The following is a 13,563-nucleotide window of genomic DNA, read 5'->3' on the forward strand; positions in this document are numbered from 1 at the left end:
GAGTCTCCTTAAGCAGAAGTTAATTTTTTGTGTAGTCGTTTACCAATTGCCCGGGCACCAAAGTTAAAGCCTAGAACAGCCAAAATCAAGACTGCTGACGCTCCAGCAGAAACAGCTGCGCCATCAGGCATTGTGCCTTCTGTATTGATTTTCCAAATGTGAACCGCTAATGTTTCTGCTTGACGGAATAAACCGATTGGACTCGAAACACTCAATGGATTCCAGTTGGTGAAATCTAAGGCTGGTGCACTTTGCCCTGCCGTGTAGATGAGCGCGGCAGCTTCACCAAAAATTCTTCCTGAACTTAAAATAACGCCAGTTAAAATACCAGGTGTCGCTTCCGGCACAATGACGCGTAAGACTGTCTCCCAACGAGATAACCCTAGGGCAAGTCCCGCTTCACGTTGCGTGAAATGAACGGCTTTTAATGATTCCTCCACATTCCGAGTCAGCAAAGGTAAATTAAAGAACGTTAACGCTAATGCCCCTGAAATAATAGAAAATCCATATTCAAATTGAATAACAAAAATCAAGAATCCAAACAAACCGACGACCACTGATGGAAGCGAACTTAAAATTTCAATCGCCGTCCGAATCACATCAGTCACCCAGTTTTTCTTTGAATACTCTGCTAAATAAATTCCGGCACCTAAAGAAATCGGGAAACTGATTAACATCGTAATAAATAATAGGTAGAACGAGTTAAACAATTGAATCCCAATCCCGCCACCTACTTCATAAGCACGTGAAGGTTGTGTCAGAAATTCCCAAGAAATATGAGGAAGTCCACGAACTAAAATATAAAGTAACAACGAGGCTAAAATCATGACAATCACAGCTGCGATGCCATATAAAATACCTGTTGCTAACTTATCAACTTTCTTTGCATTCATTATTTCAGACTTCCTTTCTTCCCAATTAAGCGGATCACAATGTTAAAGACTAATGACATAAAGAGCAAAATTAACGCTAATGACCAAAGTACGTTATTTTCAACCGTTCCCATGATCGTATTTCCAATTCCCATCGTTAAAATCGATGTTAACGTAGACGATGGTGTAACCAAGCTAGTAGGAAGTAGTGCCGCATTTCCGATTACCATTTGAATCGCTAGCGCTTCTCCAAAAGCACGCGCCATACCAAAAACAACTGCGGTTAAAATACCTGGAACTGCCGCTCGTAAAACTACTTTATAAGTTGTTTGCCAACGAGTTGCGCCTAATGCGAGCGATGCTTCACGATAATGGCGTGGCACACTCTTTAAAGCATCGACCGTCATTGTCGTAACAGTTGGTAAAATCATGACAAACAAGACAAACGTCCCTGCTAGAATACCAAAACCTGTTCCTCCAAATACCGAACGGACGGCTGGAACAATAACCGATAATCCAATAAAACCATAAACAACGGAAGGGATCCCAACGAGTAACTCAATGACTGGTTGTAAGATTTTTTGTCCTTGTTTTGGTGAAATTTCAACCATAAAAACAGCTGCGCCAATCGCAAAAGGCGTCGCCACAATCGCTGATAAAAAAGTCACTAAAAACGAACCGACGATCATCGGTAAAGCCCCCACTAAAGGTTGCCCGTTTTCTCCTACTTGACTAGGATTCCACTTCGTTCCAAATAGGAAGTCAAAGAAATTTACTTTATCGACAAAGAACGTTGCGAGTCCTTTACTTGCTACAAAATAAAAGATGGAAACAACTACAAGAACAATTAATAAGATACAAAATAAGCTAATTAATTTTCCTCTTTGTTCCATTTTTGCACGTTTTGATTTTTTCATTAATATTTGTTTTACATCTTCCAAGAGAAAGCCTCCTCAAAATCTATTGATTCTACCTCTAACTAGTCTACTCGTTGTAAGTCAATTTTACTTTAACCTTTTGTAAATCGAACGTAAAGTTTGTAAATTTTGTGTAAACCCGGTATTAAGGTAGAAGATTTCCTTCCCAATCTCGTTGCACTTGCATTGAAGAAATGGAAATATAGCCTAATTTTCCAACAATATTTTCTTGTACATCCTCTGATAAAATATAGTCAATAAAATCTTTGGTTAAACCTGTTGGCTCTCCTTTAGTATACATATGTTCATAAGACCAAATAACCCATTGATTTGTCCGGACATTGTCATCTATCGGTTCTACACCATCAATTTTTAACGTTAACACCTCGTCATTGACATAAGAAAAAGCAACATAACTAATCGCACCTGGCGTGTCGGCTACAATTTGCCGTACCATTCCACTTGAATCTTGTTCTTGTGATTGTTTGGCTGTCGCACCATCTAAAACCCAACGTTCAAACGTATTTCTTGTCCCACTACCATTGGCACGATTTAATAAGACAACTTTGAGATCGTTACCGCCAATTTCACTCCAGTTTGTGACTTCACCAATAAAGACCCGTCGTAAATCTTCCATCGTAATATCCGTTAGTCCGACTTCTTTATTTACAATCGGTGTAATACCCACGACTGCAACTTGATGACTAATTAATTTAGAGGCATCAATTCCACTTTTTTCTTCCGCAAAAACATCAGAATTCCCAATTTGAACGGCTCCAGATTGGACTTGGCTTAAGCCTGTACCACTTCCTCCACCTTGGACATTAATAAAGCGGCCTGGATTCGCTGTTTGAAAACTCTCGGCCGCGGTTTCAACTAACGGTTGTAAAGCAGAAGACCCTACGGCCGTAATGGATTCCCCACGGTCAATCCAACTTGCACAACCACTTAAAACGGTCATTAATCCTAGTATTGCTATTGCTGCATATTTTTTTTTCATACTGAAACTCCTTATATTAAAATTAATAGGTATTTAAATTCCCTTTCATTTTCTATCTTAACATTTCCCTAAACTTTTTGAAATTAGAATTCACTAAAAGATGAACCTCTCTTTTCATTTCGAAAAAAAGAATGCCACCCATAACCTCCAAAAATTGAGATGATTCTTACACTTATTCTATCATAATGTTCTTACTAACACCCACTCTTACCTTTTTAGTAGAAAAATAAATTTGGTCCAGAACGTTTACGAATAGGACAAAAAAAAGAAGTAGCCCATACTTCACTACTTCTTTCTTATTGAAGATTAAATCTTTAAAAAACGTCTCATTGAGATAATCGAACCAAGTGATCCAATCGTAATACCAATAAGAATTAAAGCACCACTCACTTGAAACATTAAGACACCTGGTTCAAGTAAACTATAGTTAGAGCGGAGTAAAATAGGATTTAGCATCCGATAAATTTCAGGATAGCCCAAAATAATCAACGCAACTGGAAGCGCAGACCCGAAAAGACCAATCCAACCACCTTCTAAAAAGAACGGCCAGCGAATATACCCATTTTTAGCACCCACTAAGCGCATAATCTGGATTTCACGTTCACGTGATAAAATCGTGATTCGAATTGTATTAGAGATTAAGAACATTGCTACAAAAAGTAACAAACCTGAACCAACTAAGCCCCAAGTGCGTACGCCTTCTGCAATCCCAAAAATTTTATCTGATAAATCTTCCCCATACGTCGCTTTGTGCACCACTTTGCTATACTCTGAGGATTGTGCTGCCTTCGTAATATCTTTAACATATTGCGGTTCTGTTGCACGCACAATAAAAACATTTAACAATGGATTATCTTGATCAAATAATCCCCAAACATCTCCGTAAGATTCTTTTACTCGTTCAAGTTCTTCATCTTGACTTGAAAATTCAACCGATTCGACATGGGGTAAAGCTTTTAAAGTCGCTTCTAGTTCATCTTGCTCTTCTTGCGTGACACCGTGATTCATGAAAACAGAAACTTCTACGTTGTTTTCCATGTCTTCAGCTAATTTAACAGTATTTAAAATAATCATTAAAAAGGCACCTAATAAAGCTAATGTAATCGTCACAGCACTAATAGAAGAGATTGTCATCCATCCATTGCGACGCAAACTTTTAAGACTTTCTAATATATGACGAAAGAATGTTCTAATCATCGTATCCATACTCTCCTTCTACTTGGTCACGAATAATGCGACCATTTTCTATCGCAATCACACGATGACGGATCGTATTAACGATGGTACTGTTATGGGTTGCCATCACAATAGTCGTTCCTTGGGCATTAATGCGATCAAGAAGTTTCATGATTTCCCATGAATTTTCTGGATCTAAATTTCCCGTTGGCTCATCGGCAATTAATACTTTAGGAGTATTGACAATGGCACGCGCAATCGATACCCTTTGTTGTTCTCCCCCAGATAATTCACTAGGAAAGACACGAACCTTATGCTTTAGTCCAACTAAATCTAAGACTTCCATGACGCGCTTTTTAATTTCACGCGGTTTACGACCGATTACTTGCATCGCATATGCGACATTTTCATACACTGTCTTTTTGGGAAGTAACTTATAGTCTTGGAAGACGACGCCGACTTCACGACGCATATTCGACACATCTTTATTTTTGATTTTTAATAAATCATAGCCAGCGATGTTTAACAGGCCTTTGGTTGCTTTTTCTTCTCGATACATTAATTTAATAAACGTTGATTTTCCCGCACCACTAGGACCAACGACATAAACAAATTCACCTGGTTTAATTGAAACTGAAAGGTTACGAATCGCAGTTGTACCATTCGAGTATTTTTTCATTACATCCTGCATTTCTATCATGCTTATCTCTCCACCTTTTTTATCGATACTGGATTATTATAGCATTGCTATGTTTCATTTCGCTTGCACTAAGTTACAATTTGATTGCAATTCCATCATTTTTGTGGATTATTTTCATTTAGTTGCATTTTTAAGAAAGCATCAATGAATCCATCCAACTCTCCGTCCATCACTGCTTGAATATTTCCAGTTTCATAATTCGTGCGATGATCTTTCACCATCGAGTAAGGATGGAAAACATACGAACGAATTTGTGAGCCCCAACCAATTTCTTTTTGTTCCCCACGTAGACTAGCAGCTTCTTGTTCTTGTTTTTCAACTTCTAACTGATAGAGTTTAGCCTTTAACATCGACATCGCTTGGTCTCTATTTTTTAACTGCGATCGTTGTGCTTGGCTAGCAACGACCACACCTGTTGGTAAATGGGTAATACGGACGGCTGAATCGGTCGTATTAATATGTTGTCCTCCAGCACCACTTGCCCGGTAGGTATCGACTTTTAAATCATCTGAGTTAATGGCAATATCAATCGTCTCATCGAGTTCTGGCATGACATCAACTGAACAAAATGACGTATGTCTACGCTTAGCTGAATCAAAAGGTGAAATACGAACCAGACGATGCACGCCTTTTTCAGATTTCAAATAACCATATGCGTTGTGTCCTTTAATTAATAAAGTTACACTCTTAATACCCGCTTCATCTCCTGCTTGATAATCAATCATTTCGACTTTAAAGCCTTCATGATCGGCCCAACGTTGGTACATGCGCAACAACAAACTACCCCAATCTTGAGATTCTGTTCCACCAGCTCCAGGATGTAGTTCTAAGATAGCATTACTATGATCATATGGACCATCAAGTAATAACGATAGTTCGTAGACACTCATCTCTTCTTTTAAAGTACGCAATCCGGTTAACAATTCCGTTTCGATTTCAACATCGTATTCGTCTTGCAACATCTCAAGCAACATTTCTAGTTCTTCTACTTGACTAGCCAGTCGATGAAAACGGTCATAGGTTTCTTTGTTACTATTATTCGCATTGATAATACTTTGAGCAGCCATACTATCATCCCAAAAGCCAGGTTCGGCCATTTGATGTTCCACTTGGGCAATTTCTTCTTCTAGGCGATCTAAGTCAAAGAGACCCCCTAAAGCTTGTGATTTTTTGATTCATCTCTGTGAGTTGATGACGGATTTCTGATAATTCCATATTCATTCCTTCTTTCTATTATTCATCATTACCTTAAGCGGCACTTATTTATCGTAATACATCTATCTCATATTCGCTAACTTAACTAAAAAACGGTCTGTTTTCTAAAGACCCATACAAAAAACGGAGCCATGACAGATATATGCCACAGCTCCACCAATCCTTATACTGTTTGGTTTCTACCATGACAGTTTTTATATTTTTTCCCACTACCACATGGGCATAAGTCATTACGACCGATATTTTTTGCTTCAATCGCAGGTTGCGTTGTTGGTTGAGCTTCAACGACTTGTTCTCTTTGAACATTTTGACGAATCTCAGATTTCATGAATAAGCGCGTAACTTCATATTCAATCGCCCCAACCATTGTTTCAAACATATCATAGCCTTCTGTTTGATATTCAACTAATGGATTGTTTTGCCCGTATGCACGTAAGCCAATAGATTGACGTAATTGATCCATTGCATCAATATGATCGGTCCATTTTGCATCAACAACTCGCAAAATAACAACTTTCTCAAATTCTAACAATTGTTCTGGACTATTTAAATGTTGCGCTTTTTCATCAAATTTCGCTTGCGCTAAGTCAAGTAACATCGTTTTAATTTCTTGTGGTTTTTTGCCTTCTAAATCTGCAAGCGAAATGGAATCTTCATGAACTAAGGCACTTCCTGCAAAATCAACAATTCCTTGATAATTCACGACATTACTTTCTAATTGAACGTGACCGTCGACAATCCGATCAATCGTACGTTTTACCATTCCCATTAATTGAGCAGATAGCGTCTCATCTTCCATAATCACTTGTTGACGTTGACGGTAAATAACTTCACGTTGTTCACGCATCACATCATCATATTGTAAGACGTTTTTACGAGTATCATAGTTATTTCCCTCAACCCGTTTTTGCGCAGATTCTACTTGTTTCGAAAGCATTCTACTTTGAATCACAGCATCATCTTCATCGATATTCATGCGATCTAAGAAAGCTTTAATTCGTTCAGAACCAAAGCGTTTCATCAAATCGTCTTCAAGAGAAAGATAAAATTGAGAAACACCTGGATCTCCTTGACGACCTGAACGTCCGCGTAATTGATTATCAATCCGTCGAGATTCGTGACGTTCTGTCCCAATGACAGCTAACCCACCTAACTCGGCCACACCTAAACCAAGTTTAATATCGGTTCCACGACCTGCCATATTGGTGGCAATTGTTACCGCCCCTTTTTGACCAGCGTTTAAAATAATTTCGGCTTCTTTAAAGTGATTTTTCGCATTTAACACTTCATGTGGTACTTTTGCTTGGTGTAATAACTCAGAAAGATACTCCGATGTCTCTACTGCAACGGTTCCGACAAGGATTGGTTGCCCTTTACGGTAACGCTCTTTAATGTCTTCTACAACTGCTTTAAATTTACTTTGTAGTGTTGGATAAAGTAAATCTGCACGGTCATCACGGACAATGGGACGATTCGTTGGAATTTGAATGACTTGAATGTTATAAATTTCGCGGAATTCTTCTTCTTCTGTTTTGGCAGTCCCTGTCATTCCGGCTAATTTTTTATACATCCGGAAAAAGTTTTGGAACGTAATGGTCGCAAGTGTTTTCGTTTCATCTTCAATTTCAACATTTTCTTTTGCTTCAATTGCTTGATGTAAGCCGTCAGAATAACGACGACCATCCATAATACGACCGGTAAATTGATCGACGATTAAGACTTTTCCTTCTTGAATCACATAGTCAATATCGCGTAACATAATATAATTTGCGCGAAGGGATTGATCCAAGTGATGCGTTAACGCCGTGTTCTCAATGTCATATAAGTTCTCTAAGACAAAGGTTTCTTCCGCTTTTTCAATTCCTGCTTCGGTTAAAGTAATGGTTTTTGATTGAACATCAATTTTATAATCTTCGTCTTCTTTCAATCGTTTGACAAAGTTGTCTGCGCGAGTATATAAAGCAGTCGACTTTTCTGCTTGCCCTGAAATAATCAACGGAGTACGTGCTTCATCAATTAAAATCGAATCGACTTCATCGACAATCGCATAATTAAGCGGACGTTGAACCATTTGATGACGGTACACGACCATATTGTCTCTTAAATAATCAAAACCTAATTCGTTATTGGTACTGTATGTAATATCTGCCGCATAGGCTGCGCGTTTTTCTTCTGATGTTTTTGAGTTGATATTTAAGCCTACTGTCAATCCTAAAAACTCATATAACTCGCCCATTTCAGTTGAGTCACGAGTCGCTAAGTATTCATTGACCGTCACAACATGGACACCTAGTCCAGTAATGGCATTTAAGTACACAGGCATGGTAGCCGTTAAGGTTTTCCCTTCCCCGGTTCTCATTTCTGGGATATTACCATCATGTAAAACAATCCCACCCATTAATTGAACGCGGTATGGATATAATCCTAAGACACGTTTAGCCGCTTCACGAACAACTGCAAAAGCCTCCGTTAATAATTCATCCAATGTTTCACCATTTTTATATCGATTGCGAAATTCTTCTGTTTTCGCTCTAAGTTCTTCATCTGATAAAGCGCTCATTTGTTCTGCTAGCAGTTCAATTTTATCTGCCATTTGTTCTAAACGCTTTAATTCTTTTTTATCATTTTCTATTAAATTCTTTAAAAAATTAGCCATTACAAAGCAAGTCTCCTTCTAATTCAATTCTTCTTACGTTTTAGTAATCAAAAAGTCTCCAATCCATTTTATCATTTGTTCCTCGGGAATGCTACATTTTCTACTAATCTCTCGCTAAAATCAAATAGCCATGCTTCTTTTGGCATCAAGGGTTAATCTGATAGATTATCTTTGAAAAAAGATAATTTCACGATAAAAGAAAGTAAATGAGAAATCTTGCGTTCGAGGAGTTTGCAATATACTCAGTCTACTTGTAAAAAAATCGTTCATAATTTTCTTTTTATGATACGATTCTTAGGTGCCCTATCATTTTTTCTATGAATCGCTCAAACACTGCAATCGCGGTTGTATAACGTTTAGTGTTGATGACTGATATCCGTATCTTTCTTCAACACTTTACTTAGGATAGTTTATTTTTAGAGATGATGGGCTCATTACTAAACTATTTTCTTTTATCATTTCTTTCAATTTTTGACAAAATATGCACCAAAAAGAGATTAGAAACTAGCGGACCGGAGAAAAACGCCTTGTGTTGGCTGCGTCAAAAGACGAAATGTGAATGACTCTAGGTTTGTGCTTTAGCACTTACCTAGAGTTTGAAGCTTTTGAGCTGAGCGACCTAGGCTCGAAGCGGTCTCGCAGCCCCCTCACACAAGGCGGTTTTTCGTAGGGAAGCGCGAAATTCCATCAACACCATTTGGTGAAGAGCCACAATATCGTTATAAAAATACAAAAAAGCAAAAGTCACATAGGACTTTTGCTTTTTATTCTAAAATTTATTAAAAGTTAGTCTGTTTCGATTAACCCGTATTTTCCATCTTTACGACGGTAAACAATGCTTGTGCCATTTGTTTCTGCATCTTCAAAAATAAAGAAGTTATGACCTAGCATGTTCATTTGTAATACGGCTTCTTCACTATCCATTGGTTTTAATGATAAACGCTTCGTACGAACAATTTCTAATTCTGAATTGTTTTCTTCTTCGGCTTCATCCACAAAGATTGAACTTGTCTTCATATTTGGAATTGCTGTTTCACGAGATTTCCGGTTAATTTTTGTTTTAAATTTGCGAATTTGACGTTCTAATTTATCGACAACCAAATCTACGCTTGCATAGAGATCTGGTGAAGTTTCTTCAGCTCGCAATACAAGATAAGGTAGCGGGATCGTCACTTCGACTTTCGCAGTTTTTTCTGTGTACACTTTCAAGTTGATGTGTGCTGTTGCATCAGGAACATCATTAAAGTAACGTTCTAATTTACCAACTTTCTTTTCTACATAGCTACGAATCGCTTCTGTGACTTCGATATTTTCTCCACGTACATTATATCTAAACATAACAATTGCCCCTTTCGTCTACCAATTAAAGAGAGAGAAGGACCACTCTTTCCCTCTTCTTACTTCTATTATATCGAACTTTATGAGAAATGCAAAAGAAATCGTTACCAAAATCCATTTCTTTTTAACAGTCTTAGCGAGCCAAGGAGATTGTCCGAATCATCGCTGGTTGATATTGCCTTAAAACATCTGCTGCATGAAAGAGCGTACGCCCTGTGGTATAGACATCATCAAACAAAATGATCTTCTTCCCTTTAATTAAATGGACCCTGTTAGTCGGCACAAAAGGTTGCGGTACCGCTAAGCGTTCAATACGATTTTTTTGCGCTTGTGGTGCAGTATGGATCGCTTTTTCTAATAATTGAACAGTTGGAATGCAAGCAGCATCTAACAACGCTTGGGTCTGATTGAATCCGCGCTCTAAAAACCGATCTTGCGAGAGAGGAATTGGACAAATCAGACTATGGCGCTCTTGTTTAAAATAGGATTTTAGTTCAGTTGTAAACGTGGTTCGTAAGCGATAATCCCCTAAAAACTTATACTGAAATAACCACTCTTGAAAAGCCGAATCATATACAAAAAAAGCATGATGCATAAAATCATAGGTTGGGAAGTGTCGTTGCCACAAAATACAATCCTCACACTTTTCCATCACCCCACTTTTTCGACAAGTGGGGCAAGACTGTTTTGGGGTTGGAGTTAAACGGCTATGGCATCTTTGACAACATTGATTCATAATCGTCGTCGGCCACAGCATTTCTTTGATAGTCAAATTGCGATTCATTAGTATTTGACACCAACTACATCTCATGTGTCACCAACTTTCTTCGCCAAAGCATTCATCTCCTTAATTTCTTTTTTCGCTTGTCGCATCGCTTGCGTATTTTGATTATAAAAAAAGAGGACTCGCCCATGATGATAGGCACCTTTACGATCAACACGTCCGGCAATTTGCACCAAAGCAGATTTGCTAAATACTGCGTGGTTAGCGCCCATCACAATCACTGAAACCCGTTCAAAGGTCACTCCTCGCTCTAAAATCGTACTGGTAAATAAGATTCGATATTTCTTTTGGCGCATCTTCTCAACTTTTTCTTTTCTATTTTCGTCTTCTGCGTGCACACTGGTAATGATATCCGCCGCAAAAAAACGGGAAGTTGCCCGACATAAGGCATCCATATAAGAAAGACTTGGACAAAAAACTAACACGTCATTGTCTTGTAATAATTCACGTAACAGCTTTAAGAATTTCTTCATGCGCGATGGCTTTTTGTAACAAGATTCCCACCGAAGGTACCAGTGACATTCAGGAACAATCAAGGGTCTTTTATGAAACCGAACGGGTAATTTTTCAATAGCAAACGTCGCTTCGACTTCTCTTATTAGATGTAGCGGAGGGGTGGCGGTTAAATAGATTAAACGCCCATTGAGATGTAATGCTTGTTTTAGACCATAGCGTAACATTTGATCCCCCTCATAAGGAAAGGCATCAATTTCATCCACAATAATTAAATCAAAAGCCTGATAAAAATGCAGTAATTGGTGGGTCGTGCAAATCGTTAATTTTCGATAGCAATAACTTTCTTCAGAATTTCCATGGAGTAATAATACAGTCTCTAACACAAACGCACTTTTTAATCTAGGATATAATTCGCGGCAAACATCTATTCGTGGCGACGTGACACAAACACGCCCGCCCTTTGCTAGAACTGAGTGTATCAGCGGGAAAATCATTTCGGTCTTACCTGAACCTGTGACTGCCCACAACAAGCTATCACGCCCTGCTTGAAGCGACTGTAACAAGCGATCAGTAATGGTTTGTTGGAGCGTTGTTAAAGAACCTTGCCACGTTAATAGAACCTCTCTAGGAAGCTGTGAGTCCGGTGATTCGATGATGGACACTAACCGATCATCACTCGTCAACTTCCCGAACTTTAAACAAACGGAACAAAAATATTTCCCGCTAGGCAAGCGATGTTCTGCTTTGGCTAACTGACTTCCACATCGCTGACAAGTAACATGTTTTTCAATCGACATCGCTGGACGTATATAAAAATGCGGGTCATTCAATTCTTGAACACGCGCTTGACTCAGGACCACTTGTCTACCGATGAACTCTTCCATTTAGGCCTCACCTCTATAATAGAGAATACGAAAAAACACGAAGGATTTTTTTCCTTCGTGCTTATTTTATCTTAATTAACTATTTTTATTTTTTTCAATCAAATCAAAGGCTTGTTGTAAAACTTTTTCGCCGTTCATCATGCCATAATCTGCCATATTAATGATTTCTAGTGGAATTCCTTTTGGTGCAAGTCGTTTCTCGAAATCCGCTTTCATAAAACGAACTTGTGGACCCAATAACAAGACATCCACTTCTTTATTTTCTAAATGATGATCTGCTTCTGAAGCTGATACGGCAAAAATATCGGTATCAAACCCCTGAACTTCTGAAGCCTTTTGCATTTTAGTGACTAACAAACTGGTACTCATTCCTGCTGAACAAACTAACATAATTGTTTTTTTCGCCATCTTATTTCCCCCACTTTATTGTTATTAAAATCAAACGAATCCTATCCTGTTAAATTATAAAACAATCTACTACTTTGTCAATGAAGATTGTTGTTATTTTTCTAACCATGTTGCTTTTAATAATGGTCTAAAAACCACATATTCTTTTTGTAAATCGACATGAATCACTTCGTAGTTCGCATTCAGCCAGGCATACGCACCTTTTTCAGGATATAAATAATCATTTGCCCACCAGTCTGTACTTGTCCGCGCGGTCCGTGGCAAGCCACTTGCTGGAAAAAGAAGTTCATTGATTTGGGTAAACGTTAACGTCACCTGGGTGCCCCCATTATTTCGAAGATAGTTTGTGATAACATCGTATTTTTTTTTGCGTTCAACCAAACTTCTCACCCTTTTCTTTCTATTATCTAGCTTCTTTGTCAAAAATGCAACCTTAAGAAAATTGATATCTCGTGCTTTTTTCCTTATACTAGAATAAACGAAAGCGAGGGATGACGTTTGCTAGAAAGTTATCGAACGATTAAAGAAAATGGCCAATGGGAAATTGACATCAAAAAATCACGTTTCATCTGTTTTCTTCAACGTGTCACAACAGAAGAAGAAGCGCGTACGATGATTCAACAGATAAAAAAAGAACATTGGAAAGCGAATCATAACTGTAGTGCTTTTATTATTGGAAGTGACGGCCATCTAATCCGTTCAAGCGATGATGGCGAACCTAGTGGAACAGCCGGGACACCGATGCTTGAAGTGTTAAAACAAAATGAGATCATTAACGTTGTGGCGGTCGTGACTCGATATTTCGGTGGCACAAAATTGGGTGCAGGTGGTTTAATCAGAGCCTATTCCACCGCGGTCTCTGAGGCGTTAAAACAAGTGGGAATCGTCGAAATCAAAACACAACAAGAACTGTTCGTTACGATTGAGTATTCTTTACTAGGAAAATTACAACATTTTTTAGAATTGAACGACTATCCGATTAAAGACACGCAATTTACTAACGAAGTGACCGTTTGCCTCACCGTCGATGAAATAGAACGCACACAAGCCGAAATTGTCGAATTATTAAATAACCAAGTCACTTTTGAAATAGGAAAATTTATTCCAACTGAAATTCCGATAACATAACAAAAAGAGATGAGGCTAAACTCATCTCT

General features: G+C 38.3%; 13 protein-coding genes. 1 reads left to right on the top strand and 12 read right to left on the bottom strand.

Annotated features, from left to right (window positions below; translation table 11 throughout):
• Nucleotides 1-8: 8 nt before the first annotated feature.
• The 12 genes from pstA to RU93_RS03470 all read right to left on the bottom strand — a co-directional run bounded on the left by pstA (nt 9) and on the right by RU93_RS03470 (nt 12,787).
• A complete protein-coding gene (gene pstA, locus RU93_RS03415; protein WP_071874208.1) occupies nt 9-893 on the bottom strand; it encodes a phosphate ABC transporter permease PstA in 885 nt (294 codons plus the stop codon).
• Nucleotides 893-1,813 carry a phosphate ABC transporter permease subunit PstC gene (pstC, locus tag RU93_RS03420; protein ID WP_071874209.1) on the bottom strand — a complete coding sequence of 307 codons (921 nt, stop codon included), beginning with the start codon at nt 1,811-1,813 and terminating at the stop codon, nt 893-895. Before pstC ends, pstA begins: the two co-directional genes overlap by 1 nt.
• A gap of 121 nt (nt 1,814-1,934) precedes the next feature.
• Nucleotides 1,935-2,789: a phosphate ABC transporter substrate-binding protein PstS gene (locus RU93_RS03425; protein ID WP_071874210.1), complete on the bottom strand. Its 855-nt coding sequence runs from the start codon at nt 2,787-2,789 to the stop codon at nt 1,935-1,937.
• A 306-nt stretch (nt 2,790-3,095) separates the two neighbouring features.
• Nucleotides 3,096-3,986, bottom strand: a complete 891-nt coding sequence (gene ftsX, locus RU93_RS03430; protein ID WP_071874323.1) for a permease-like cell division protein FtsX — start codon at nt 3,984-3,986, stop codon at nt 3,096-3,098.
• The gene (gene ftsE / locus RU93_RS03435; RefSeq protein ID WP_071874211.1) at nt 3,979-4,665 is read right to left on the bottom strand and encodes a cell division ATP-binding protein FtsE; all 687 of its coding nucleotides are present in this window, start codon (nt 4,663-4,665) and stop codon (nt 3,979-3,981) included. Before ftsE ends, ftsX begins: the two co-directional genes overlap by 8 nt.
• 95 nt (nt 4,666-4,760) lie before the next feature.
• Nucleotides 4,761-5,880, bottom strand: a protein-coding gene (gene prfB, locus RU93_RS03440; protein ID WP_143139411.1) for a peptide chain release factor 2 whose coding sequence is annotated in 2 segments (ribosomal slippage) — nt 4,761-5,807 and nt 5,809-5,880 — 1,119 coding nt in all. Because the reading frame shifts where the segments join, the coding sequence is not laid out codon by codon here.
• A gap of 163 nt (nt 5,881-6,043) precedes the next feature.
• Nucleotides 6,044-8,536 carry a preprotein translocase subunit SecA gene (secA, locus tag RU93_RS03445; RefSeq protein ID WP_071874213.1) on the bottom strand — a complete coding sequence of 831 codons (2,493 nt, stop codon included), beginning with the start codon at nt 8,534-8,536 and terminating at the stop codon, nt 6,044-6,046.
• A 786-nt stretch (nt 8,537-9,322) separates the two neighbouring features.
• Nucleotides 9,323-9,874 (bottom strand): ribosome hibernation-promoting factor, HPF/YfiA family, encoded by a 552-nt coding sequence (gene hpf, locus RU93_RS03450; RefSeq protein ID WP_071874214.1) that lies wholly within the window; start codon nt 9,872-9,874, stop codon nt 9,323-9,325.
• A 133-nt stretch (nt 9,875-10,007) separates the two neighbouring features.
• A complete protein-coding gene (locus tag RU93_RS03455; RefSeq protein WP_245785363.1) occupies nt 10,008-10,658 on the bottom strand; it encodes a ComF family protein in 651 nt (216 codons plus the stop codon).
• A gap of 23 nt (nt 10,659-10,681) precedes the next feature.
• Nucleotides 10,682-11,998 carry an ATP-dependent helicase ComFA gene (locus RU93_RS03460; protein ID WP_071874216.1) on the bottom strand — a complete coding sequence of 439 codons (1,317 nt, stop codon included), beginning with the start codon at nt 11,996-11,998 and terminating at the stop codon, nt 10,682-10,684.
• Nucleotides 11,999-12,073: 75 nt separating this feature from the next.
• Nucleotides 12,074-12,406 (bottom strand): PTS sugar transporter subunit IIB, encoded by a 333-nt coding sequence (locus RU93_RS03465; RefSeq protein WP_071874217.1) that lies wholly within the window; start codon nt 12,404-12,406, stop codon nt 12,074-12,076.
• Between the two features lie 93 nt (nt 12,407-12,499).
• A complete protein-coding gene (locus tag RU93_RS03470; protein ID WP_071874218.1) occupies nt 12,500-12,787 on the bottom strand; it encodes a DUF7662 domain-containing protein in 288 nt (95 codons plus the stop codon).
• A 117-nt stretch (nt 12,788-12,904) separates the two neighbouring features.
• Between RU93_RS03470 and RU93_RS03475 the strand changes: the two genes are divergently transcribed.
• Nucleotides 12,905-13,534 carry a YigZ family protein gene (locus RU93_RS03475; RefSeq protein WP_071874219.1) on the top strand — a complete coding sequence of 210 codons (630 nt, stop codon included), beginning with the start codon at nt 12,905-12,907 and terminating at the stop codon, nt 13,532-13,534.
• Nucleotides 13,535-13,563: the final 29 nt, after the last annotated feature.

Origin of the sequence: Enterococcus aquimarinus (assembly GCF_001885765.1) — a bacterium.
GTDB lineage: Bacteria > Bacillota > Bacilli > Lactobacillales > Enterococcaceae > Enterococcus_I > Enterococcus_I aquimarinus.

Excerpts from the sequence above, each read along its gene's own strand:
- pstA (WP_071874208.1), bottom strand. The coding sequence starts at position 893 with ATGAATGCAAAGAAAGTTGATAAGTTAGCAACAGGTATTTTATATGGC.
- ftsE (WP_071874211.1), bottom strand. The coding sequence starts at position 4,665 with ATGATAGAAATGCAGGATGTAATGAAAAAATACTCGAATGGTACAACT.
- RU93_RS03455 (WP_245785363.1), bottom strand. The coding sequence starts at position 10,658 with ATGAATCGCAATTTGACTATCAAAGAAATGCTGTGGCCGACGACGATT.
- RU93_RS03465 (WP_071874217.1), bottom strand. The coding sequence starts at position 12,406 with ATGGCGAAAAAAACAATTATGTTAGTTTGTTCAGCAGGAATGAGTACC.
- RU93_RS03425 (WP_071874210.1), bottom strand. The coding sequence starts at position 2,789 with ATGAAAAAAAAATATGCAGCAATAGCAATACTAGGATTAATGACCGTT.
- secA (WP_071874213.1), bottom strand. The coding sequence starts at position 8,536 with ATGGCTAATTTTTTAAAGAATTTAATAGAAAATGATAAAAAAGAATTA.
- RU93_RS03460 (WP_071874216.1), bottom strand. The coding sequence starts at position 11,998 with ATGGAAGAGTTCATCGGTAGACAAGTGGTCCTGAGTCAAGCGCGTGTT.
- ftsX (WP_071874323.1), bottom strand. The coding sequence starts at position 3,986 with ATGATTAGAACATTCTTTCGTCATATATTAGAAAGTCTTAAAAGTTTG.
- hpf (WP_071874214.1), bottom strand. The coding sequence starts at position 9,874 with ATGTTTAGATATAATGTACGTGGAGAAAATATCGAAGTCACAGAAGCG.